The organism is Saccharopolyspora aridisoli, assembly GCF_004348445.1.
Classification (GTDB): domain Bacteria; phylum Actinomycetota; class Actinomycetes; order Mycobacteriales; family Pseudonocardiaceae; genus Saccharopolyspora; species Saccharopolyspora aridisoli.
The window spans coordinates 39,760-62,653 of the sequence record NZ_SMKV01000002.1 but is presented as its reverse complement, the minus strand read 5'-3'; the positions used below and the strand labels follow the sequence as shown (position 1 = coordinate 62,653).

Sequence of the window (22,894 nt, the reverse complement as noted above, 5' to 3'; positions counted from 1 at the left end):
GGCGCGGAAGGCGCGATTGTGAGCGCCGTCTCCGTTCTGGTTCGGTCGTCGGGTGAGGTGAAGGTCGTCCTGCGGTCACCTCACCCGGGGCGGACCGGTGCAAGGGAACCTCCCGGCCACTTCGGGACGGGCCTCAGCGCAGGCGGGACCAGGCGTAGGTGGTCATGGCGTCGCGGAGGTAGGAGGCCATGCCCTTGGGCTTGCGCCGTTCGATGCGGTGCCGGAACTTCGGCTGGTTGACGTACATCTCTGCCAGCCGCAGGTAGGAGGCGCGGTCGGGCGTCCAGAAGTGACCGAGCCACTGGTAGTGCTCGTGAACGATCTGCTGAGTCCGGGGATCGTTGCTGGCCACGCCGGTGGCGAACAGCTCGGCGACCGCGGAGCTGATGCGCTGCCAGTCCTCGCCGATCTTGCGGGCCACGGCTTGCTTCTGCGCCGGGCTGAGGTTCCCGGCGCCTGAGGGTGTGAGGCTTCCGATCAGCGCGGTGCCGTCCTCGACGGCCTCGGTCTGTTCGAGAGCTGCGCTCCCGGACAGGTTGTTCGGCTGCACGGCATCCCCCTAGTTCCATCACGCGCGCACAGCGCCCTTCGCCACGACCAACGGGCAGTGATGCTCAAGACTCTTTCGAGCGAAATGCGTCAACTGCCCGTGGCACAGTAGCGGAGACGAATGGCTGCGGTGCGTGATCCACCGGATCCGCGACCAGTCTGTGATTGCGCTGCGGAAACTCCCGGGGGAGGGCCTCAGTCCTGCCCGTCTTCGTCCGGTTCTTCCTTCGCCGCTGCTTCGCGGGGCGCGAGGAACACCACGCCCCGGTCGAGGTCCAGCGGACCACCCGGGTCGTGGTCGCGGGACACGCCGTCCTGGTCGCCCTCGTGCTTGAGCTTGCGACCGGGGAACATCTCACCGATTGCGGCCATGACCCCACCGTAGCCCCGACCTGCGGCGATGCACAGCGTTGAGCGGAAGGTTCCCATGCTCACGGCCCCGCGGACGGTGCTGGAACGTCGGTGCCCGTCTCGCCCCGGGCGAGACGGGCACCAACCGATCAACGGGTCAGCACTGCGACTTGTAGAAGTACTGGGCCTGCTGGGCCAGGTTGTCGCGGGTGATGGAAATCATCTCCGTCTTCGTCTCCCGCTCGACGGGCTGGCCCTTGATCGCCGCGATGGCACGCCTGATGCCTTCCTGGCCGATCTTTGCCGGGTTCTGGGCGATGAGGGCTTGCACCCGGCCGTTGCGCAGGTCGTCGACCTGCTTCGGGCTCGCGTCGAAGCCCACCAGTTGCACCTGACCGGACTTGCCCGCGTTGGACAGCGCCGTGCCCGCGCCCTCGCCGGTGTTGAGGTTCGTGCCGAACACGCCCACCAGGTCGGGGTTGGCCGCCAGCGTCGAGGACACGATCTGCGCGGCCGTGGCCGGCTCGTTCTCGGTGTACTGGGTGGGTAGCAGCTTCAGGTTCGGGTGCTTGGCGATCTCCTCCTCGAAGCCCTTGGCGCGCTCGTCCGTCGTGGAGGTGCCCGCCTTGGTGTTGAGCGCCAGCACCGAACCCGACTTGCCGCCCAGCAGCTGCACCAGGGTCTGCGCCGCCAGCTGCCCACCGGCGTAGTTGTCCGAGGACAGCGACGTGACCGCGATGGAGCGGTCCTCCAGCGCCGTGTCGACCTCCACGACCTGGATGCCGTTGCCCTTCGCCTGCTGCAGCGGTGCGGCCAGGGCCTTGTCGTCGGTCGGAGCGATGATCACCGATCCCGGCTTGCTGGCCACGATGCCGCCGAGGATCTGCGACTGCTCCGCCTGCTCGAACTTCTCCGGAGCCTGCACGTTGAGCTGATAACCCTGCGCGGCGGCTTCCTGCTGCGCCGCGCATTCGATGGAGACGTAGAACGGCTCACCGCGCTGACCGGTGATCAACGCGAGGTCCTTGTTGTTCGGGTCGGTCTGCCCGCCGGTGCTACCGATCTGCCCGGAACCGCAGCCGGCGAGCAGCAGTGCCGCGGCACCGAGCGCCAGCAGCCCCTTGTGCGTTCTCATCGAAACAACCTCCACACGACTCTGTGCTGGAAAAGGTTTGGGTTTCTCAGGGTTGGGATCAACGGTTGTTGCGGGCTCGACGCCGGCGCTGGTCCAGGTAGACCGCGGCGACCAGGACCGCCCCAACGGCGATCGGCTGCCAGAACGGGCGAACGCCGGCCATCACGAACCCGGCGTCGAGCACCGCCGGGATGAAAACGCCGATGACACTGCCCAGAACCGTCCCGATACCGCCGAACAGGCTGGTGCCGCCCAGCACCACCGCGGCGATCGAGTTGAGGTTGTCGTTGCTGTGACCGCTGATCGTGGTCGTGCCGAAGTAGGCCAGTGACATGAAACCGGCCAGCCCGGCCAGCACGCCGGTCAGCGTGTAGACGGCGATGAGGTGGCGGGTCACCTTGATGCCACTGCGTCGCGCGGCTTCCGCGTTCGAGCCGATCGCGTAGGTGTAGCGGCCGAAAGCGGTGGTGTGCAGCAGCCACATCGCCAGCAGCGTGATGATCGCGGCCAGGATGACCAGGTTCGGCACCACGCCGAAGGAGGTCCCCGTGCCCAGCGTGGTGCGCAGGGTGGAGGGAACCGTGCGCACGTCGATGCCGTTGGTCAGCAGTTGCGCGGCACCCAGCGCCGCACCGAACGAGCCGAGCGTGACGATCAGCGCGGGCACTCGCGCGACCGCGACCAGCAGCCCGTTGAGCAGTCCCCACGCGGCGCCGCCGAGCAGCGCCGCCACCAGGCCGATCGCGATGACGTCCCAGCCCGCGCCGGTGGCGTCGCCGCCGCTGAGCGCCTCCATGGTCATGGCCGAGACGACTCCGGCGAACACCAGCACTGAACCGACGGACAGGTCGATGCCGGCGGTGATGATCACGAAGGTCATGCCCACCGCGAGCATCAGCAGCGGTGCTGCCTGCACAAGCAGGTTCTGCACGTTGAACAAGGTCAGGAACGCGTCCGGGCGCAGTGCGCTGAACAGCGCGCACAGCACCACCAGCACCAGACCGGTCCACACCGTGTTGGAACCGGCCAACCGGGAACGCACGCTCATGGCGGACTCGTCGGGGGTCTGCTGCACCGGCTCCTCGGCGGAGGTCTTCTGCGAAGTGGACATCAGCTCGCGTCCTCCTGGGGCAGGGCCCCGGTCATCGCACCGACCAGGTCTTCCAGCTTGGCTTCGGCGGCGTTGAACCGGGCGACCCGGCTGCCCAGGCGCAGCACTTCGACGCGGTCGGCGACCGAAAGCACTTCGGGCATGTTGTGGCTGATCAGAACGACGGCCATGCCGGTGTCGCGAACCCGGCGGATGACATCGAGGACGCGTTCGCGTTGCACGACGCCCAGCGCGGCGGTCGGCTCGTCGAGGAACACCAGCCGGCTCGCCCACGCCACCGAACGAGCCACTGCGACGCTCTGGCGTTGACCGCCCGAGAGCGCACCGATCGGCACGGACAGGTCGGGGAGCGAAACACCGAACTTGGCGAACTGCTGGGTGGCTTCGGCGCGCATCTTGGCCTTGTCCAGCATTCCGAGCTTGCCGAGCAGGCCCGGCCGGCGGATCTCGCGCCCCAGGAACAGGTTCGCGGCCGGGTCCAGGTCGGGTGCCACGGCGAGGTCCTGGTAGGCGGTTTCGATGCCGTGACCGCGTGCGGCGGTCGGCGAGTCCAGCGACACGGCCTTGCCGTCGACCAGGACCTCGCCCGAGTCCGGCTGCTCCACTCCGGAGAGGCACTTCACCAAGGTCGACTTTCCCGCACCGTTGTCACCGATGAGCGCGACCACCTCGCCCGGACGCACGGTGAAGGAGGCCCCTCGCAGCGCTTCCACGCTGCCGTAGCGCTTGACGAGGTTACGTGCTTCGAGGAGTGGTTCGCTCATGTGTGGCTCCCAGCTGATGGTGGTCTGCACAGCACGGTGGTGAGGTCGCCTTCCAGGCGGGTCTGCCCGGCGGCGTGCGGCACGACGGCGGTGGCTCCGCGCCGCAGCGGCAGCGGGGAACCGTTCGCGCAGTGCAGTTCTCCGCTGCCATCGAGAACGATCAGCACGCCGAAGGACGGGTCGAGTTCCGCCGAGCCGTGCAGGCGTTCGGCGCGGAAGAACGGCGCGGCGTCCTCGGCCAGGAGAGGAACGCGCCCTTCACCTAGTCCGCCGGTGCGCTTGATCAGCGATGCGAGGAGTGCGTCGTCGAAACCGGAGTGGTTGACCGTCTCCAGAGCGGTGGCGGTCTCCAGGCCGAGCAACGCGCCTTCTGCGTCGGTCAGGAAGCCCTGCCACTCCAAGGTGATCGAGAAGTCGGTGGGCTGCTGCAGTTCGACGATGAACACCCCGGCGCCGATGGCGTGCGGCGTTCCGGCGGGCACGTGCACGGTGTCGCCGGGTTTGACCGGGATCTCGTTGAGCGAGCCCAGCATCGCCGAGGAGTCCTGCGTGCGGACCCACTCGGCCACCGCCTCCGGCGTCACGTCATTCCGGAATCCCAGGTACACCACGGGATTCGCGCCGCTGGTCCCCACCACGATCCACGCCTCGGTTTTGCCGAAGCGAGAACCCAGGTGCTGCTTGGCGAACGCGTCGTCTGGGTGGCAGTGGACCGGCAGGCGCTGCCCGGCGTCGAGCAGCTTCACCAGTAGCGCGGTGCTCTCGCCGTAGGCCGACACGTGATCGGCGCCGAGCCAGGACTGGGGGTCGGCGCTGACCACGTCGCGCAGCAGCTGTCCGTCGGGCAGCCGGGACAGCCCGGATTCGTCCTGCCCGAACCGGGTGGTGGTGGAGGCGACCCAGTCTTCGGGGCCGAACTCGCGGTCATCTCCGCCGCCGCGCAGTGCGGCGATCGACGCTCCACCCCGGTAGAACTGCCGGGGTTGGTTCGCCGGCAGCACCGTTGCTCGCGCGGATGAAGGACTGTGGACGGAACTCAACGAACTACCTCTCCAGATCCTCGGACCAGCAGCCTGGTCGGGACGACCACGCGGCCGGGCGGCGACGTGTCGCCGTCCAGCCGCGCGAACAGCAACTCGGCCGCGGACTTGCCCAACGCCCAGGTGTCGTGGGTGACCACGGTGATCGGTGGGTCCAGCAGGTCGGCCAACTCGAAGTCGTCGAAGCCGACCAGTGCTGGACGAGCGGGCCGTCCCGCGAGCGCGCGAAGCGCTTGGATGGTGATCCGGTTGTTGCCGGTGACCAGTGCGGTGGCCTCCCGCAGCGGGCCCGACAAGGTCTCGCCGACGGACTCGTCGGTGTGCGGGCCCATCACGACCAGGTCGGACTGGAACGGCACTCCGGCTTGCGCGCATCCCTCGCGGAACCCGCGCAGTCGTTCGGCGGCGGTGTGGATTTCGGGGGCGTCACCGAGGAAGCCGATGCGGCGGTGGCCGTGCTCGGCGAGGTGCCGGGCCGCTTGAGCGGTCCCACCGGCGTTGTCGATGAGCACCGAGTCGGCGACGAGGTTGCCCGGCGGGCGGTCGACGAAGACCACCGGCGTGCCCGCGTTGATCTCGTGCGCGATGTAGCCGTGCTGGTGACCTGCGGGAACGACGATCAGCCCGTCGACGCGACGCGCGCAGAACTCCAGCACCAGCTCTCGCTCGCGCGTCGGGTCCTCGTCTGAGGAACCGGTGAGCACCTGCTTGCCCTGCACGCGGGCGACTTCCTCCACCGCGCGGGTCAGGACCGAGTAGAAGGGGTTGGCCAGGTCTTCGAGGACCAGGCCGAGGGTGCCGGTTCCGGTGCCGCGGCGCAGGTTCCGGGCGCCGACGTTGCGGCGGAAGCCGAGGCGGTCGATCGCTGAGAGCACGCGCTGCGCGGTCGCAGGGTGCACGCCGGCCTCGGCGTTGACGACGCGGGAGACCGTTTTGACGCTCACACCGGCCAGCCGCGCGACGTCGGTCATGGTGGCGCGGCGGACGTTCCTCGAATCAGACAACGTTGTCATGGCGGAGCGGATTGGACCTCACGTTCGAGTGCGCTGTCAATGCTGGGCTTCCACTCCTGCTGCGCTCGGTCGCCCGTTTTGCGCCACCCGGGCCAATGCCGACAGCGGTTCGAAGACGTGACCACCAAGCATGCGGTGATGGCAGGGAGGTTCCCTTCCTCGCGGCTCAGGGCTTCGGAGAAGAGAGGGTCAAGGCTTCCGACGGACGCAACTCGTGCGCTGATCGGTGCCTGCCGGTGACCAGAACCGACAGGAACAGCGCTGCGCATTGACCTCGAACGCGGCGGGCCGCGACTGTGGGTTCGCGTGGCTTGACGAGGTTGTCCGAGTGCGGAGAAGTCGATGCTTCCAGGCATGTCCCAGAAGGTCTGTGTTGCGCGCGTTGGGTGCGGTCGCGGCCGGCGGGATGTTCGCGACCACGTCGGTGCCGGGGTCGGCGCGGGGGGATTGGAAACCGGTCGCCGACGCCGTTCGCGAGGAATACCTGTGGGCGTGGCACCAGTACGTCGAACGCGCCCTCGGTGCCGACCACATCAAACCCATCTCGGGTGGCAGGGAAGATTTCTTCGTCGAGGGTCATTCGGTCGGGCTGAGCCTCGTCGAAGCGGTGGACACGTTGTGGCTGATGGAGGCGGATGCCGAAGTCGCCCAGGCGGTGCAGTGGAGCGTCGACGAACTCGACTTCGACATCGACGCTCCCTTCCAGGTCTTCGAGACCAACATCCGCATGGTCGGAGGCTCGCCGCCGCCTACCACTGCACGGGTGATCCGCGTCTGCTCGAAAGGGCCAAGGACGTCGCCGACCGGCTGCTGCCGGCCTTCACCCAATCCCCGACCGGCCTGCCCTACCGCTACGTGAACTTGGCGACCGGGCAGGTCAGCGACCCCGAGACCAACATCGTCGAGATCGGCACCTACATGGCCGAATTCGGGGTGCTCTCGCAGTGGACCGGTGACAACCGCTATTACGAACTGGCGAAACGAGCGGTGCGCGTCGCCTACGACAAGCGCACCGAACTCGGCCTGCTGCCGCACGACATCAACGCCGAGACCGGTCAATGGCGCAACCGCCAGGCGACGGTCGGGCCGCCCGGGGACTCCTACTACGAGTACCTCTGGGACGGGTACCGGCTCTTCGGCGACCCCGAGCTCAAGCAGTGGTACGACACGCTCACCGACGCAATCCTGTCGAAGCAGGCCGAACGGCACGACGGGCTGCTGTGGTTCCCGCAGGTGGACGCCTTCACCGGCGAGGTCCTCAGCCGGGAGCAGAGCGTCCTCGCCGGCTTCTACGCCGGGCTGCTCGCCGAATCCGGTCACGTCGCCGAAGGGCGCGCCCATCACGACGCGTTCACCGTGGTGCAGGAGCGGTTCGGCGTGATCCCGACCTTCGTGGACTACTCGACGATGACCGCCACCCGTGTCGACAACGCCCTGCGGCCGGAGTTCGCCGACTCCGCGCTGATGCTGTGGCTGGCCACCGGCGACGAGGTGTTCCGCGAACGCGCCCACACCCACTTCGAGAACATGGTGGCCACGTCGAAGACGACTTGCGGTTTCGCGTCCCTCACCGACGTCACGGCCAAGCCACCGTCCCAAGAGGACACCTGTCCGGGCTACTGGTGGTCAGAGCAGATGAAGTACTACTGGCTGCTGTTCTCCGACGCCCCTCGCCTGGACTACAGCGACAACTACTTGAGCACCGAGGCGAACCTGCTGCGGGGGGCGCGCCGCTGAGGTGAGGATGGGAACCTTCCTGCCACCGTGGTGCGCGAAAGGTTCCCATCCTCGCTCTGCCACCCCGATACCCTGGTGCCATGGCTGATCATGTGCAGGTGGTGACCACCACAGACTCCGAGGAGTCCGCCGCGGAGCTCGCGAGGGGCGTTGTGGAAGCCCGGCTGGGGGCGTGCGTTCAAGTCGTGCCGATCCGCAGCTTCTACGTGTGGGACGGCGCGGCGCAGGACGACCCGGAGTGGCAGCTGCAGATCAAGAGCTCCAACGGCCGGCTGAACGCCCTGATCGAGCATTTGAGGACCAACCACGGCTACGACGTGCCGGAGATCATCGTGACGCCGATCGTCGGCGGGAACCCCGACTACCTGACCTGGGTCGACGAGCAGACGACTCCGGCGTCTCCGTGACGCGGGCCACCGGGCACACTCGCTCTGAGGTGCCGTGCAACGGAAGTGGGGTCGACGTGCCGCGTAGCTATGGCGGGTGGTTCCGGCTGGTCGCGATCGCCGAAGCGATCTCCTGGGCGGGACTGCTGGTGGCGATGGCGTTCAAGTACGGGCTCGGGATGCCGCTGGGCGTGACCATCATGGGGTCGGTCCACGGGGCCATGTTCACCGCCTACGTGGTGACCACCTTGATCGTGTTCAGCCCGCTGCGCTGGCGCTTCTGGCCGTTGGTGTTCGCGCTGGTGGCGTCGGTGCCGCCGCTGGCGACGGTGTGGTTCGAGCGTTGGGCCAACCGCCGGGGGATGCTCACCGAGCCCGACTCCGACGCCCCGACGTTCTGGGGGCACGTGCGCTACGTGTTCAAGGAGCTGAACTAGAAGTCGCCCGCCGCGTGGCGGACCTTGCCGAGCAGCTCGGTGAGCTGCTGGGTCTGGCGTTCGGTGATGCCGCCCAGGCCGAAGTCGATCTCGGTCACCGCGTCGGTCGCCTTCTGCATCTGGTTCCGGCCCTCTTCGGTGATCTCCACCAGGGTGGTGCGCCGGTCGGTCGGGTGCGGAACGCGCCGAACCAGGCCGTCCTGTTCGAGCCTGTCGACGATGTTGGTCACGCTGGTGGGGTGCAGCTGGAGCCGGTCGCCCATGACCCGCATCGGCAGGCTGCCGCGTTTGGAGAACGTGAGCAGCACGAGGGCTTCGTAGCGGGCGAAGGTCAGGTTGTGCGCGCGCAGGGCGTTGTCGACGGCGGACTGCAGGATTTGCTGCACGCGCATCACGCTGGTCACCGCGGCCATCGTCGTGGACGGGCCGATCCGCTCTGCCCACGTTTCGGCCGCGCGCGCGATGGGGTCGAAGGGCAGTGGACCACGGGAGCTCATAGCGTCCGACGCTAGCAGCGAGAGCGAGCACGTCTGAGGGCTGTGCTGCTACTACTGGTTCCGGGACGCATGTGACGTGGACGAACCGATGGGAGCAGACGTGCTGGTGGCCTTCAGTGTTGCCCCGAGCGGGGCTGGTGAGAGCGACAGTGTCAGCGAGGCGGTGGCCGCTGCGGTGAAGGTGGTCCGGGAATCCGGGCTGCCGCACGAGACGACCTCGATGTTCACCACGATCGAGGGCGAGTGGGACGAGGTCATGGACGTGGTCAAGCGCGCCACCGAGGCGATCTCGGCGCACTCCCCGCGGACCAGCCTGGTGCTCAAGGCGGACATCCGTCCCGGGCACTCCGGGCAGCTGCGGTCCAAGGTCGAGCGGGTGGAGCAACATCTTCGAGAACAGTAGGTGAACGCGAAACGGGGATGGTGTCCTCACCGACACCATCCCCGTGATCACGTCAGGCTCGACTGACGTCAGCCCTGCGGGTGGTCGACCACCGGGGCGTTGACGCACTCGCTGTCCTGCGGCGACATCACCGGGACGACGACGCCGACGGCACCACCAACGTTGTTGCCGCAGGCCTGCACCGGCACGGCGCTGATGTTGTTGTCGTTCAGCAGGTTGACGCCGTCGTTGTCGGCGGAGTCCGCGAACGCGGTGCCGCCCAGGGTCACGATGCTGAGGGCGGCGACGCCGGCGGCACCGGCGACACGGGTTGCAATACGCACTTTTTCGAACCTCTCGTTGAACTACTGGCCGAAGGTCCCCCACGAGAGACCCCGCAGCCCGCGAGACGACCACAGTCCCTCGCAGGCTCTGTGTCCTCTTCGGCGATCACCACCGGAAGACATGAGGGTTTGATCGCCTACGCCACCTGTTCGAGTGGCTTCCTTCACCGATTCGAATTGACCTTTGGGCTTCGGGCGTGTCTGGACGAGCGCATTTGGTGACTACTTCGCCGCCCGTAGGTGACCTTGGAGCGGGTGGTGCGAGACCGCTCCCCTTCATCGCACGCCCACGCGCCACGGCGCTGGTCGGACGTGTCAAGATGGAACTGTGACGAGGCCGGATCCACGCCAGAACGCAGCAGCGATGTCCGCCGCGATGGCGGGCGCAGTCGACCTGTCGGCACTCAAGAGTCGTGCCGAGGCCGCAGCCAACTCCGCAGCGCAGCCGCCCAGCGGTGGCGGCGACGGTGCGGCCGGGCAAGCGCACCCGGCGATCATCGAGGTCACCGAGGCCGACTTCCAGGCCGAGGTCGTCGAGCGGTCCATGCAGGTCCCGGTCGTCGTCGATCTGTGGGCCACCTGGTGCGAGCCGTGCAAGCAGCTCTCCCCGGCGCTGGAGAAGCTCGCGCGCGAGGGCAACGGCGCTTGGGTGCTGGCGAAGATCGACGTCGACGCGAACCCGCGCATCGCGCAGCTGTTCCAAGTGCAGTCGGTGCCGATGGTGATCGCGGTCGCCGGAGGACAGCCGGTCGACGGCTTCGCCGGCGCGCAGCCCGAGCCGCAGCTCCGGGAGTGGGTCAGCTCCCTGCTCAACGCCCTGCGCGACCAGCTGCCCGGAATCCGGGCGGCCGAGGAGGGCGCTTCCGAGGTTGAGCCCGAAGAGGAGCCCGAGGACCCGCGCTTCACCGCCGCCGAGGAGGCCTTGGAACAAGGCGACTTCGCCGCCGCGGAGGCTGCCTACCAGCGAATCCTCGACAGCGAGCCGAACAACGAGCAGGCCAAGGCGGCCCTCGTGCAGGTGCGTTTCATGGCGCGCGCCGAGCAGGCCGACCCGTCGGCGATCGAGCGCGCCGACGCCGCCCCGGACGACCTCGATGCGCAGATCGCGGCCGCTGATGCCGAGGTCGCGTTCGGCAAGGTCGACGAAGGCTTCACCCGTCTGACCCAGGCCGTCAAGCGCACTTCAGGCGACGACCGCAACCGGGTTCGCACGCACCTGGTCGAGATGTTCGAGATCTTCCCCGAAGGTGACGAGCGGGTCGCCAAGGCCCGCCGCAACCTGGCCAGCGCGCTTTTCTGATCTCTCCCACCACGATCGCCCTCCCCGCCCGCCGGCGGGGCGGGCGATCGTACTTGGTGAGCGGAAGTCCCCCTCTTCCGTGATCCGGCCGGGCTCGAACCGTCAGGCCGGGGCCACCAGGCGCTCGCGGAGGGCCGCCGGGCCGTCGTCGCCGAGACCAGACCTGCGCAGGTACTCGGCGAAGTCGCGGCCGTTGACGACCTCGTCGAGAAGTCCGCGTTCGGTGGCGCCGTGCTCGGCGAGGAAATTACGGATCTTCGGGGTGTCATCGCCCAGACCGGCCGCTGCGCACAGCTCCGCGCGGCGCAGGTGGCTGATCGCGTAGTCCTCGGCGATGTCCTGCGCGTCCACCCCGAGGGACGCGAGCAGGACCAGGGTGACCAGCCCGGTGCGCTCCCGGCCGCCGCCGCAGTGCACCAGCACGCCACCGGGTTCGGCGTGGACCACCGCGCCGACGACCTCAGCCACGAGTCGGGGATACCTGTCCAGGAACGGCTCGTAGTACAGGGGTGTGCAGGAGAAGGCCCCTCCCCACCGGTCCCAGAACCCGGTGTCGGACATGTCGTCCAGCGGGATCCGGACGGTGGTCAGGTCGGCCGGGCGCGGTGCGCGGTCGGTTTCGTCCTCGTCCGGGCTGGTCAGGTCGATGATCGTGCGCACGCCGTGCTGCCACAGACCTTCCCAGCCCGCTTCGGTCAACCCGGCGGGGTGCTCGGCGCGGACCACCGCTCCCCAGCGGGTCCGCCCGCCCCCGGCAGGCAGGCCTCCCAGATCACGAGCGTTGAGGAGACCGTCTAAGTCCAGGACCCGTCGTCTGCTCATGCTTCGGGGACGCGCGAACTCACCGCTGGGTTGAGCGAAGGGCTCAGCTGTCGTACTTGGTGGTGCACGGCGCCAGACCTTCTTGCACGCCGACGCGGAACGCCTCCACCCTGGCGAAACCGACTGGGACCTGGTCGCCGCTGGCGTTCGCCGCGATCAGGCTCTCCTCGCCGAGCAACGCGGACACGCCCTCGTCGATGTCGTCGGGCACGATCCGCAGCTTGCCCACGGGATTGCGCTGCCCGATCGGGTCCTCCACCAACAGCCCGCTCCACGCACCGACCATGCACGCGGTTCGCAGCCCGGCGGCCTCGTCGTCGAGGGGATACCCGGCGGCCTCCTGCATCGACAGCGCGTACCGGGAAGCGATCTGCGCGTAGGCGGCGAAATCGCCGTAGCCCGCGGACTGGCTTCCCTTGCTCGGCGGCGTGGCGATCTCGCGCAGTTCTGGGAGGTTCAGCGAGATCGTGTTGGTCTCGGTGCAGAACGAAGCGGGCGAGGTCGGCTGTCGACCGGAGCACGTCCTGGGCTCGGCGATGATCCTCGGCGGCTCCGCGCCGGTGTCCCGGAACACCGAGTGCAGGCTCTCCTCCACCGCCTTCAGGCTCTTGTCGTCGATGGGCAGTTCAGTCTCCTGCTGGGTGGGCTTCCAGTTCTGGAACAGCGTCGTGCGCTTCTTGACCTCGTCGTTGGTCATCTCCGCGCAGCGCTGGGGACCGTCGCTGAAGCCGAACTGGAAGGCGCTGACCCGGTCGAAGGCCGTGCCGTGCGCGTTGCTGCCGGTGAAGTCCGAGGTCCCGGGGGAGTCGCGGATGAAGTTGAGCACGCCCATGACCTCGTTGAGGCCAGAACCCGTGGAAACCTGGAAGTACTGCGAAGAACCCTCGGCGACGTGCCGGAAGTAGGCACCGGTGAAGCAGTCGGCCTGCTGTTCGAGCACGATCACGGGATCGTCCTGCGCAACGGTGCCCGCCCGGTGCTGCACGGCGTGCCCCATCTCGTGGGCCAGCACGGTCACGACCGCCAGCGGCCCGAAGCTGTTGTTGAGCTCGGGCAGCAGCGTTCCGCGGTCCCAGGCGACGAGGTCCTCCGACGGGCAGTAGAAGGCGTTGACCATGCCCGCGGTGTTCTGCTTGCACAGCTGCCCACCCGGCGCCCCCGAGTCGTAGGAGATGAGTCGTTCGACGGGCTCGAACTCCTTGCCGCCGAACGCCTGCGGGAAGGCTTCCGCCCAGTAGGCGTCGACGTCGGCGACGGCGTTGCGGGCGAGCTCGTCCATTTCGCCGTTGTCGGTGCCCTCAACCGGAAGCGGAGCCTGCGGAGCGCCCTCCTTCGGCCCGCTCGGGCCATCGGCGGCGGGAAGCCCCGCCACGCTGGTGGTGGAGTAGCCGCCCAAGGTCGTGGGAACGCCGCTGATGACCTGTGCGCATCCGCTGACCAGGGACGCGCAGGCGATTACCGAGACCACGGCGCTGAGCATCCGCCCCCGCCGCTGGTTTGCCGTCGCCACCACTACACGCGCCCCATCTCGCTGCCGGTACGAACTCGTTCGCCGTGGGCCGGTCGCGCGGCCCGGTCTTCGCGCAGCAGCCTATCGGGTGACTGATCTTCGTCACGGCCGATCTCGTCGGAGGCCGTTCTCGGGTGGCAGGAAGGTTCCCGTGCTCACTTCACGCACCCAGCCCAGCCGGAGCGCGCCCCGTCCCCGAAGGCCGCGATCCGATCGAATCCGCTCAGCGGTGGGCCGTCGCCGCCTCGGGACACCGCGTCGGATTCGAGGACGACCTGCACGGCCTCGTCCAGGTCGCCTGGTGACAGGTGTGGCTGTGCCGCGGTGAACGCACCGGTCAGGCAGACGATGTCGGCGCCGCTCGCTCGTTGGCCGAGTTCGGTCAGGGCTGCTAGCGCATAGCGGGAAGCCAGCAGCGTGGTGACCGCCTGGTCGCCGATGTCGTCGCGGGTGTGGCGCAGCGCCGCCGGATCGGCGGTGATCGTCGGGGGAGAGGGGCAGAAACCGACCGGCCCGTCGGCACCGGGGCAGCCGGTGGAACGCGCCGGTGGAACCCATCGCCCGCCCAGGTCCTCGACCGCGGTCCCGAAGTGCGCAGCGATCGGGGCCGTGTCCAGGATCGATTCCAAGGGAGCGTTCGGGTCGTCGTCGACCAGCTCGGCGACGTTGCTCTCGGTCACCTGGGTGCAACCGCGGGGACCTCCGGTGAAGCCGTGCTGGAAGGCCGTCACCCGGTCGAAGGCGGTGCCGTGCCCGGAGGTGCCGATCGGATCGCGGAAGACGGTGATGGCGCGCAGCGCGTCGTCGAGCCGGCGCGGGTCGGTGCGCAGGTGCGGGGCGCGACCGTCGGAAACCCATCTGAGGAAGGACCCCGCGTAGCAGTCGGCCATCGATTCGAGCCGCAGCGGTTCGCCTTCGGCGAGCCCGGCTCGCTGCTGAACCGCGTGCCCGATCTCGTGGGCCAGCACCACGGCCACCGCCGTGTCGCCGTAGTGCTCGCGCAGCACCGGCAGCAGTGCGGCGCGGTCCCAGGCGATGGCGTCCACGGACTGGCAGTAGTACGCGTTGCCCTCGACCTCCCGCGGCTCGGAGGCGCATGGCGGGGCGGTGCCGGTGCCACCGGTGTCGACCGAGAAGAACCCTCCGTCGAGGTCCCGCCAGGGTGAGCCGAAGGTGTCGGGGTAGGCGTGCGCCCAGTAGCGCTGAACGTCGGTCACGACGGTGGCCGCCAAGCGGTCGGTCTCACCGCGGTCCGTGCCGTGCACGAACGCCGGATCGACCGTGGGTTCCGACACACTCGGCGGTGGTTCGACTGGCGTCGTGCAGGCGCTGACGATCAGCCAGATGGTCACCGCGACAAGTCCGAATGCGCGCACGCGCCCCAGCTTCCCACCCGCCGCGGGGTTGGTGCGGGCGTCGGGTGCACATCGCACACGAGCGCGTCGAGCGAGATATGGTCCGCTCCCGTGAGAGCCGTCCACCGCTTTACCGTCCGGGCCCATCTGCCCGAGCCGCTCAGCCCGCTGGGCAAGTTGGCGACGAACCTGCGCTGGGCGTGGCACCCGCCCACGCAGGACCTGTTCTCGGCGGTCGACCCGCAGGTGTGGGCGGCGGTGGGGGCGGATCCGCTGCGCCTGCTGTCGGAGGTGCCCGCCGAGCGGCTGCGGCAGTTGGCGGCCGACGAGGACTTCCTGGCGCGCACCCGCGCTGTGGGTGACGATCTGCGCCGCTACCTCACGGTGCCTCGCTGGTACCAGCAGCGTCAGGACGAGGGTGCGGGACTTCCCGCGTCGATCGCCTACTTCTCCATGGAGTTCGGTCTCACCGAGGCGCTGCCGAACTACTCCGGCGGGCTCGGCGTGCTCGCGGGCGACCACCTGAAGTCGGCGTCCGACTTGGGGGTTCCCCTGATCGGGGTCGGTCTGCTCTACCGCTCCGGCTACTTCCGGCAGGGTCTGTCGTCGGAGGGCTGGCAGGTCGAGCACTACCCGGTGATCGATCCGCGCGGGTTGCCGCTGGAAGTGCTTACCGACGAGGACGACCGCCCGGTGGTGGTCGAGGTCGCCATGCCCGCAGCTCGCACGCTGCACGCCAGGGTGTGGAAGGCGCAGGTCGGGCGGGTCCCGCTGCTGCTGCTGGACAGCGATCTGCCGGACAACGACGAGGAGCTCCGCGGGACCACCGACCGGCTCTACGGCGGCGACGCCGAGCACAAGATTCGCCAGCAGATCCTCGCCGGCGTCGGCGGGGTGCGTGCGGTGCGCGCCTACTGCCGGCTCACCGGGCATCCGCAGCCCGAGGTCTTCCACACCAACGAGGGACACGCCGGATTCCTCGGGTTGGAGCGCATCAGGGAGCTGCAGACCGACCCGGGGTTGGACTTCGACCAGGCCACGGCCGCTGTTCGGGCGGGGACGGTGTTCACCACGCACACTCCGGTCCCGGCCGGTATCGACCGGTTCCCGGTGGACTTGGTGCGGCACTACTTCGACGACGGTTCCCAGCAGCCGCTGCTGCCGGGGGTGCCTGCGAATCGGGTGCTGGCGCTGGGAGCCGAGGACAACCCGGGAATGTTCAACATGGCGCACATGGGACTGCGGCTGGCGCAGCGCGCGAACGGGGTCTCGGAGCTGCACGGCGAAGTGATCCGCAAGATGTTCCGCAACCTCTGGCCGGATTTCGGGATCGAGGAGGTCCCGATCCGCTCGGTCACCAACGGGGTGCACGGGCCGACCTGGTCCGCCCGCGAACTGGGCAAGCTGCTCGGCGAGTCCGAGATGGACAGCGGTGCCGGGTTGCGCGGCATGGAGCCGGTGAGCGATTCGCTGCTGTGGGAGCTTCGGTGCTCGCTGCGCCAGCGGCTGATCGACGAGGTGCGCCGCAGGTTGCGCGTCGCCTGGCAGCAGCGCGGTGCCTCGGACCTCGAACTGGGCTGGTGCGACTCGGTTTTCGATCCCGAGGTGCTCACCATCGGTTTTGCCCGGAGGGTTCCCACCTACAAGCGTGCGACGCTGATGCTGCGCGACACCGACCGCTTGCGGGAACTGCTGCTGGATTCCGAGCGCCCGGTGCAGATCGTGGTGGCGGGGAAGTCGCACCCGGCGGACGAGGGCGGCAAGGCGATGATCCAGCGGATCGTGCGCTTCGCCGACGGCGCCGACGTGCGGCACCGCATCGTGTTCCTGCCGGACTACGACATGTCGCTGGCCCGCTACCTGGTGTCGGGCTGCGATGTGTGGCTGAACAACCCCGTGCGGCCGTTGGAGGCGTGCGGGACGTCGGGGATGAAGGCCGCGCTCAACGGCGTGCTGAACCTCTCGGTGCGCGATGGCTGGTGGGACGAGATGTACGACGGCCGCAACGGGTGGGCGATTCCCACGGCAGACGGCGTGAGCGACCCGAACCGGCGGGACGATCTGGAAGCCGCGGCGTTGTACGAGCTGATGTCCGAGCACGTGGCTCCCATGTACTACGAGCGCAACAGCGATGGCGTTCCGGGCAAGTGGATGTCGATGGTGCGCCACACCCTGGCGACCCTGGGGCCGCGGGTGCAGGCGTCGCGCATGATCCGCGAGTACGTCGACGGGCACTACACGCCCGCCGCGCAGTCGATGCGCGCGATGTTCGACGACGACTTCCGCGGCGCGCGGGAGCTGGCCGACTACCGGAGCCGGTTGCAGGCCGCGTGGAACCGGGTTCGGGTCGGTGACACCGAGATGTCGGTGGATCACGGGACGCCGCTGCTCGGTGGGCAGGTCACGGTGCGCGCCAGGGTGGACCTGGCCGGCCTCGACCCGTCCGATGTGGACGTCGAGGTCGTGGTGGGACGGGTCGACGACAACGACGTGCTGCACGACTTCGTCACCGCGTCCATGAAGCCCATCGGGGATGACCGGTACGCGGCCGCGGTGACGCTGCCGCACGCGGGCCCTGCCGGCTACAACGTTCGGGTCCTGCCCCGGCACTCGTTGCTGTCGGAGCCTGCGGAACTCGGCAAGGTCGTTCTCGCGGGCTAGTGGTCAGCGGATCCGGCGCAGCCCGATCCCGCCGAGCGCCAGGAAGCACAGGGCGGTGGCGCACACGCCCGGCCAGCCGTGGAGGCCGTAGGTGACGCTGCCCGCGGCCGAGCCGATCGCGCCTGCCAGGAACGTCGAGAGCATGAAGGTGGTGTTCAGGCGCCCACCGGCGTCGGGGTCGACCGACAGCGCCGCGTTCTGGTTTGCGGCTTGGCCGACCTGCAGGCCGATCGGCACGGCCGCGGTGCCGATGAGCAGGGCGGTCAGCGAATTCGTGCCCAGGACCAGCACGAGAGCGGCGAAGGCGAGCACGGTCAGCCCGAGCGCGCCGACCAGCCGAGGACCGCGGCGGTCGACCATCTTCCCGGCCACGGGCGCCAGCGCGGCGCTGAGCAGTCCGAGCAGGCCGACGAGTCCGGCTTCGGCGACGGTGAGTCCGTGCGGTGGTGCGGTGAGCACCAGGGCGAGCGTGGTCCAGACGGCGTTGAACGCGGCGAAGCTTCCCGCCTGGCGCAGACAGGCCCGGCGCAGCCCCGGCTCGCGACGCAGGTAGCCGGGCAGCGAGCGCAGCAGCGCCCAGTAGCTCACCGAGTTCCGCTCACCGTCGCTCGGCAGCACGCGAACCGTCCACAGGCCCACGACCAGCGTGAGCACCGCTGCGGCGGCGAAGACCCAGCGCCAGCCCAGCAGTCCGGCGAGCTGACCGGACACGACCCGGGCGCCCATGATCCCGGTGATCAACCCGGCCTGCACCCAGGACATGGCGGTACCGCGCTGCGCCGGATCGGCCAGTTGCACGATCAGCGGGATGAGGATCTGCGGCACGACGGTCGTCACCGCCGCCAGTCCGGTCAGCACCGCGAGCACCGGCAACGATGGTGCTAGAGAACTTCCCACCAGCAGGAGCGCTGTGAGGACGCTGAGCGCGCCGACCATCGTGCGCCGATCCCTGCTGTCGCCGAGCGGGATGACGAACAGCAGGCCGGCGGAGTAGCCGAGCATTCCGGCGGTCACCACGATGCCCGCGGTCTGCGGCGAGGTGCCGAAGGTGTCGGCGACGGGGCCGATGATCGGTTGCGCGAGGTAGATGTTGGCGACGGTGATGCCGGCGCACAGCGCAGCGGCGAACAGCAGTGCACGGCTCAGGTGGCCAGTGCCGGGGGCGACGGCGGTCATCTGCTCTCCGCAGGCGAAACGGTACAACCAACTGGTTGGTTGTAGTCTCTCCGCGGCAGTAGCTGGTGTCAACCGAATGGTTGGTCACAGCGGTACAGTGCGGCTGTGTCCCGCAACGCCGAAGCCACCAAGGCCCGGATCTTCCAGGCCGCGACGACCGAGTTCGCCGAACACGGCATCGCCGGCGCCCGCGTCGACCGCATCGCCAAGCAGGCCCAGGCCAACAAGCAGCTGATCTACGCTTACTTCGGCAGCAAGGACGCCCTGTTCTCCGCCGTCCTGGAAGCGGCCATGGCCGAACTCGCGGCCGAGGTGCCCATCGACGGCGAAGACCTCCCCGGCTACGTCGACCGCCTCGCCGCATACCACTTGGCCAATCCGCACGTCCTGCGGTTGCTCATGTGGGAATCGCTCGAGCGCGGTGACAGCGGCGTCGCCGCCGAGACCGAACGCGGCGAGCACTACCGCGACAAGGTCGACGCGGTCCGCCGGGCCCAGGGCAGCGGCAAGGTCACCCGAGCGATCGATCCGGGCATGCTCGTCCTGCTGGCCCTCGGCACGATCAGCTGGCCCCTGGCCGTTCCCCAACTGCGCCGCTTGATCCTCGGCGAGACCGAGGTCGAAGACCTGCGCTCCGCCTCCCGCGAAGCCGTCCGCCGCCTCATCGACCCCGCCTGAGCCGAACGACGCAGGGGAACCTCTCGCGCACTCCGGTGACAGAAGGGTTCCCATCCTCACAACGCCCCCATCGCCTGCACGCCGGTCCGCTTTCGATGGGGCAGGGTGGAAGGCATGAGTGAAACCATGCGTGCCATCACCCAGGACGTGTACGGCGGTCCGGAAGTGTTGCGCGAGGCACAACTGGACAAGCCCGAGCCGGGACCGAGCGAGGTCCTGATCCGCGTGCGCGCCGCCGGGGTCAACCCCACCGACTGGAAGCACCGCGCCGGCCAGGGATTCCTCGGGGAGCCTCCGCGCATCCTCGGCTGGGACGTCTCCGGCGTCGTCGAGGCCATCGGAACCGGCGTCACCCTGCACAAGCCGGGCGACGAGGTCTTCGGCATGCTGCCCTACCCGTTCGGGCTCGGCTCTCACGCCGAGTACGTGACCGGCCCGGCGAGGGCCTTCGTCCCCAAGCCCGCCGCCGAGGTGGACCACGTGCAGGCGGGAGCCATCCCGCTCGCCGCGCTGACCGCGTGGCAGGCGCTCAACGACACCGCCGACCTGCAGGCGGGCCAGCGAATCCTGATCCACGCGGCCGCGGGCGGTGTCGGGCACCTCGCCGTGCAGATCGCCAAGGCCAAGGGCGCCCACGTCATCGCCACCGCGAGCAAGAGCAAGCACGAGTTCCTGACCGGGCTAGGTGTCGACGAGCTCATCGACTACACCTCGGCCGACTTCACCGAGGTCGTCAGCGAGGTCGACGTCGTCCTCGACCCGATCGCCGCCGACTACCGCAGCCGCTCGCTGCGCGTTCTGCGCAAGGGCGGGATCCTGGTCTCGATCCTGCCCTACGACCGGGACGAGCTCGTCGCGGAAGCTGACGAGCTGGGCGTGCGCGCCGAACTGATGCTCGTCGAGGCCGACCAGGCCGGGATGCAGGCCGTCCGCGAGCTGGTCGAGGCGGGCAAGCTGCGCGCGGAGATCGCCGGGACGTTCCCGCTGGCCGATGCGGCCAAGGCCCACGCGCAGGGTGAGACGGGACGCACCCAGGGCAAGCTCGTGCTGACCATCGACTGAAGCAGCGCGCGGAAGAGCAGCAGGGGAACCTTCCTGTCACTTCGCGTGGCAGGAAGGTTCCCCTGCTCCTAGTTCACGGACAGGCGCTGACGGGTTTCGGTGACCCGCGGGGACCACGGCGCCAGCTCCTCGGCGCGTGCCAAGGCCCGTCGGGCCGACGCGTTGTCGTGGAGGACCATGTGCGCGCGGGCGAGGGTGGCGAAGTCGTCGGCGCGCGAGAGCGGTGAGTGGTTGTAGTCCGCGCCGCTGGTGGCCAGCCGGACCGCGTTGGCGGCGTCCCCCTCGATCAGGGCCAGCAACCCGTTGGTGCCGTTGAGCTCGAACTCGGGATAGCCCAGCTGCACCGCGTCCTGAAGGGCCTTCTTCGCCGTCGGGAGCAGGCTGTCGGCCGACATCTGCCCGGACTCGACCGCCTTGAAACTCAGTCCTGCCAGGCCGACCAGCAGGTACGCCATCTTGCGCGGCGGAACGTCGTTGTCGGACAGGAACTTCAACAGCAGCAGCACGCCCGGCGCGTAGAGCCCGCGCGATTCCAGCACCGCGATCTGGCACGACACCGTCGCGTTGATGCCGGGGAAGCGCTCCGCGAGTTCGTCGGCACGGGCCTGTGCCGTGTCCAGGTCGCCGACGCGCAGCGCCTCGTAAGCGCGCGCCGCCAGCGGGGCGGCCAAGAAGTCCGAGCGTTCCGGCTCGGCCATCCGGGGCAGCGAGAACAGCAGCCAGCCGGTCGAAGTCGTCAGAGGCACGCGCTTGGGCCACAGCTTGACGAGCATGAACGCGCTCATCGCCAGCGCGAGACCGCGCCCGAACGCGCCCGGCACCCACAGCCAAGCCGCGACAACCGCGCCCGAGCCCACCAGCGCCGAAACCAAGCCGGCCAGCCAGCAGCGCAGGATCACCGGCGAACGCCACGGCCCGATCTGCGCCCGCAACGTCACCGGCAAGGCCCGGAACGTGAAGGTCACGCTGCCGCGCTCGAAGGACGCGACCTCCCGCATCGCCCCGAACACGACCTGCCGAACGCGCAGCCCGAAGATCACCGATCCGAGCAGTAGCCCGACCTGCGTTGCCACCGGCAGCAGGATCGCCCCCGCCACGCCGCCGGACCACCCCACCAAGACACCCTCGGAACCGGTGCGGAGGACCAGTTCGACCGCCGCTAGGACAACAGCGCCCACCACGGTGACCAACACCCATGGGCGGAACAAGAGGCTCTGCGCTCGCACAAGGCCCGGAGCCTACGGGACCAGCACCCGCCGATGAGGCGCTTTGCTCGCCTTGGTCGCCGTGCGGGTGGTGACGTGCGCAGGGGAACCTCCCTGCCAACTGCCAGGCCGGCGATGACGGGAAGGTTCCCCTGCGTGCTCAGGCGAAGGCGGAGGTGGTGGGAAGGCCCGCTTCCTCCCACGCGCGGAATCCGCCTGCCAGGTCGGTGGCCTTGGTGAGGCCGAGCTCCTGGGCTTGGGCGGCGGCGAGGCTGGAGGCGTAGCCCTCGTTGCAGACGAGGACGATCGGGCGTTCCGGGTGCAGGCCGTCGAGGCGATGGCTGCCGGCCGGGTCGAGGCGCCACTCCAGGACGATTCGTTCCACGGTGAGGGCACCGGGGATCTCACCGCGGGTGAGGCGGTCGGATTCCGGCCGGATGTCGATGATCAGGCCACCGTTGCGCTGGAGCTCGAGAGCTTCCTGAGGGCTGACCCGGGTGAGCATGTCTCGGGATTCGGCCAGCAGGTGCTCGATCCCGTACGGGCCGTGGCCGATCAGTTCTTCGCGGGGTTCGGGGATGTGCGGCATTAGTCGACCTCGCTTCGTTGCGGGGTGAAGGCGGCCAGGTCGGCGTAGTAGCGGACCGGCAGCAGCGGCGGTGAGTAGGCGTGCACGCTGGCGGAGTTGACCGAGCTGACGTTGGTGACCTGGTGCGCGCGCCCGGCTCCGAACCCGATGCCGTCACCGAGGTCGTGGTGCTTGGTCCGGACGGGGCCGCCCGCGTAGCGGTAGTCCTCGCGCAACCCTCCGAACAGGACTGAGAACGATCCCGAGGCTCCGCCGTGATCGTGGGCCGGTGTGCCCTGGCCGGGGGCCCAGGACAGCAGCCACAGTTCGACGCCCGCGGTCAGGCCGAGCTTGGCCCACCACCGCTGCTGCTCATCGATGCGCACGATGTTCATCAGTTGCGTGGTCAGCTCGCTGGTCACCAGGTCGGTGAGGTCGCGGAGTTCGCGCGGGGTCCAGTTGAGGTGGTCGGGTCGGATCAGGTCCCGCAGCAGCGGCAGGTCGAAGGCGGGGTGCATCGCGGCTTCGCCGAGCGCGGGCTCGAGTGCGGTCGGGATGTGTTCGGGTCGTCGGGAGGTCGGCCGTTCCGGTTGCGTGATGCTCATGGGTGTCTCCAGGTGTTTTGCGGTGTGCACCGGCACGACACGGCGCACCCCTGCTGCGAGAGGTGCTGGGGTGGCTGGATGATTCGTCGTGCCGCGATGAAGTCGCTTGGAGCGGGAGGTCTCTCGGACCGCTTCAGCGACAGGCGGAGGCGATGACCCGGAACAGGTCGATCACGCGATCGCGGGTGAGCAGCGAATCGGACACG

The 22,894-nt window shown here is 69.1% G+C and carries 23 protein-coding genes and 1 pseudogene; 8 read left to right on the top strand and 16 right to left on the bottom strand.

What is annotated here, in order from left to right:
* Positions 1-133: 133 nt before the first annotated feature.
* The 7 genes from E1161_RS01760 to E1161_RS01735 all read right to left on the bottom strand — a co-directional run bounded on the left by E1161_RS01760 (position 134) and on the right by E1161_RS01735 (position 5,921).
* Positions 134-550 (bottom strand): TipAS antibiotic-recognition domain-containing protein, encoded by a 417-nt coding sequence (locus E1161_RS01760; protein ID WP_132618829.1) that lies wholly within the window; start codon positions 548-550, stop codon positions 134-136.
* A gap of 194 nt (positions 551-744) precedes the next feature.
* Positions 745-921, bottom strand: coding sequence for a hypothetical protein (locus tag E1161_RS26975; RefSeq protein ID WP_165939652.1), 177 nt, complete (start codon positions 919-921; stop codon positions 745-747).
* Positions 922-1,057: 136 nt separating this feature from the next.
* On the bottom strand, positions 1,058-2,035 hold the full coding sequence (locus E1161_RS01755) for an ABC transporter substrate-binding protein (protein ID WP_132618827.1): 978 nt from the start codon (positions 2,033-2,035) through the stop codon (positions 1,058-1,060).
* A gap of 58 nt (positions 2,036-2,093) precedes the next feature.
* Positions 2,094-3,146 carry an ABC transporter permease gene (locus tag E1161_RS01750; RefSeq protein WP_132618825.1) on the bottom strand — a complete coding sequence of 351 codons (1,053 nt, stop codon included), beginning with the start codon at positions 3,144-3,146 and terminating at the stop codon, positions 2,094-2,096.
* On the bottom strand, positions 3,146-3,910 hold the full coding sequence (locus E1161_RS01745; RefSeq protein WP_132618823.1) for an ATP-binding cassette domain-containing protein: 765 nt from the start codon (positions 3,908-3,910) through the stop codon (positions 3,146-3,148). The genes E1161_RS01750 and E1161_RS01745 overlap by 1 nt, the downstream gene beginning before the upstream one ends.
* Entirely contained in the window at positions 3,907-4,911 is a 1,005-nt protein-coding gene (locus E1161_RS01740; RefSeq protein ID WP_132618821.1) for a class I mannose-6-phosphate isomerase, read from the bottom strand. The genes E1161_RS01745 and E1161_RS01740 overlap by 4 nt, the downstream gene beginning before the upstream one ends.
* A gap of 35 nt (positions 4,912-4,946) precedes the next feature.
* Positions 4,947-5,921 (bottom strand): LacI family DNA-binding transcriptional regulator, encoded by a 975-nt coding sequence (locus E1161_RS01735; RefSeq protein WP_132619196.1) that lies wholly within the window; start codon positions 5,919-5,921, stop codon positions 4,947-4,949.
* A gap of 448 nt (positions 5,922-6,369) precedes the next feature.
* Here E1161_RS01735 and E1161_RS01730 point away from each other — a divergent pair.
* The 3 genes and pseudogenes from E1161_RS01730 to E1161_RS01720 all read left to right on the top strand — a co-directional run bounded on the left by E1161_RS01730 (position 6,370) and on the right by E1161_RS01720 (position 8,523).
* Positions 6,370-7,700: pseudogene (locus E1161_RS01730) on the top strand (glycoside hydrolase family 47 protein).
* Between the two features lie 80 nt (positions 7,701-7,780).
* Positions 7,781-8,107 (top strand): divalent-cation tolerance protein CutA, encoded by a 327-nt coding sequence (gene cutA, locus E1161_RS01725; RefSeq protein WP_132618819.1) that lies wholly within the window; start codon positions 7,781-7,783, stop codon positions 8,105-8,107.
* Positions 8,108-8,163: 56 nt separating this feature from the next.
* A complete protein-coding gene (locus E1161_RS01720) occupies positions 8,164-8,523 on the top strand; it encodes a DUF3817 domain-containing protein (protein WP_268951359.1) in 360 nt (119 codons plus the stop codon).
* Here E1161_RS01720 and E1161_RS01715 read toward each other — a convergent pair.
* Positions 8,520-9,020: a MarR family winged helix-turn-helix transcriptional regulator gene (locus E1161_RS01715; protein ID WP_132618817.1), complete on the bottom strand. Its 501-nt coding sequence runs from the start codon at positions 9,018-9,020 to the stop codon at positions 8,520-8,522. The genes E1161_RS01720 and E1161_RS01715 overlap by 4 nt on opposite strands.
* A 100-nt stretch (positions 9,021-9,120) precedes the next feature.
* Between E1161_RS01715 and E1161_RS01710 the strand changes: the two genes are divergently transcribed.
* Complete coding sequence (locus tag E1161_RS01710) at positions 9,121-9,423, top strand: MTH1187 family thiamine-binding protein (RefSeq protein WP_132619192.1); 303 nt, start codon at positions 9,121-9,123, stop codon at positions 9,421-9,423.
* A gap of 68 nt (positions 9,424-9,491) precedes the next feature.
* Here E1161_RS01710 and E1161_RS01705 read toward each other — a convergent pair whose 3' ends face one another.
* Positions 9,492-9,746 carry a hypothetical protein gene (locus E1161_RS01705; RefSeq protein WP_235874713.1) on the bottom strand — a complete coding sequence of 85 codons (255 nt, stop codon included), beginning with the start codon at positions 9,744-9,746 and terminating at the stop codon, positions 9,492-9,494.
* A 364-nt stretch (positions 9,747-10,110) separates the two neighbouring features.
* On the opposite strand from E1161_RS01705, the gene E1161_RS01700 reads away from it, so the two are divergent.
* Positions 10,111-11,046, top strand: coding sequence for a tetratricopeptide repeat protein (locus E1161_RS01700; protein ID WP_207920049.1), 936 nt, complete (start codon positions 10,111-10,113; stop codon positions 11,044-11,046).
* A 102-nt stretch (positions 11,047-11,148) separates the two neighbouring features.
* Here the strand turns inward: E1161_RS01700 and E1161_RS01695 are convergent, their stop codons facing one another.
* The 3 genes from E1161_RS01695 to E1161_RS01685 form a co-directional block, all read right to left on the bottom strand.
* Positions 11,149-11,868 (bottom strand): tyrosine-protein phosphatase, encoded by a 720-nt coding sequence (locus E1161_RS01695; RefSeq protein WP_132618815.1) that lies wholly within the window; start codon positions 11,866-11,868, stop codon positions 11,149-11,151.
* 43 nt (positions 11,869-11,911) lie between these two features.
* Positions 11,912-13,336 carry a neutral zinc metallopeptidase gene (locus tag E1161_RS01690; protein ID WP_235874712.1) on the bottom strand — a complete coding sequence of 475 codons (1,425 nt, stop codon included), beginning with the start codon at positions 13,334-13,336 and terminating at the stop codon, positions 11,912-11,914.
* 197 nt (positions 13,337-13,533) lie between these two features.
* Positions 13,534-14,754 carry a neutral zinc metallopeptidase gene (locus E1161_RS01685; RefSeq protein ID WP_235874711.1) on the bottom strand — a complete coding sequence of 407 codons (1,221 nt, stop codon included), beginning with the start codon at positions 14,752-14,754 and terminating at the stop codon, positions 13,534-13,536.
* Between the two features lie 90 nt (positions 14,755-14,844).
* Here E1161_RS01685 and glgP point away from each other — a divergent pair, with 90 nt between their 5' ends.
* Positions 14,845-17,394, top strand: a complete 2,550-nt coding sequence (glgP, locus tag E1161_RS01680) for an alpha-glucan family phosphorylase (protein ID WP_132618811.1) — start codon at positions 14,845-14,847, stop codon at positions 17,392-17,394.
* A 3-nt stretch (positions 17,395-17,397) separates the two neighbouring features.
* Here glgP and E1161_RS01675 read toward each other — a convergent pair whose 3' ends face one another.
* Entirely contained in the window at positions 17,398-18,570 is a 1,173-nt protein-coding gene (locus E1161_RS01675) for an MFS transporter (RefSeq protein WP_132618809.1), read from the bottom strand.
* Between the two features lie 105 nt (positions 18,571-18,675).
* Between E1161_RS01675 and E1161_RS01670 the strand changes: the two genes are divergently transcribed.
* Positions 18,676-19,248, top strand: a complete 573-nt coding sequence (locus E1161_RS01670; protein ID WP_132618807.1) for a TetR family transcriptional regulator — start codon at positions 18,676-18,678, stop codon at positions 19,246-19,248.
* 114 nt (positions 19,249-19,362) lie between these two features.
* Positions 19,363-20,310, top strand: a complete 948-nt coding sequence (locus tag E1161_RS01665) for an NADP-dependent oxidoreductase (protein ID WP_132618805.1) — start codon at positions 19,363-19,365, stop codon at positions 20,308-20,310.
* A gap of 68 nt (positions 20,311-20,378) precedes the next feature.
* On the opposite strand, the gene E1161_RS01660 is transcribed toward E1161_RS01665, so the two are convergent.
* The 3 genes from E1161_RS01660 to E1161_RS01650 all read right to left on the bottom strand — a co-directional run bounded on the left by E1161_RS01660 (position 20,379) and on the right by E1161_RS01650 (position 22,640).
* Entirely contained in the window at positions 20,379-21,425 is a 1,047-nt protein-coding gene (locus E1161_RS01660; protein ID WP_235874710.1) for a hypothetical protein, read from the bottom strand.
* A gap of 250 nt (positions 21,426-21,675) precedes the next feature.
* Entirely contained in the window at positions 21,676-22,104 is a 429-nt protein-coding gene (locus E1161_RS01655) for a rhodanese-like domain-containing protein (RefSeq protein WP_132618801.1), read from the bottom strand.
* Positions 22,104-22,640 (bottom strand): cysteine dioxygenase, encoded by a 537-nt coding sequence (locus tag E1161_RS01650; RefSeq protein WP_408011927.1) that lies wholly within the window; start codon positions 22,638-22,640, stop codon positions 22,104-22,106. The genes E1161_RS01655 and E1161_RS01650 overlap by 1 nt, the downstream gene beginning before the upstream one ends.
* Between the last annotated feature and the right edge of the window lie 254 nt (positions 22,641-22,894).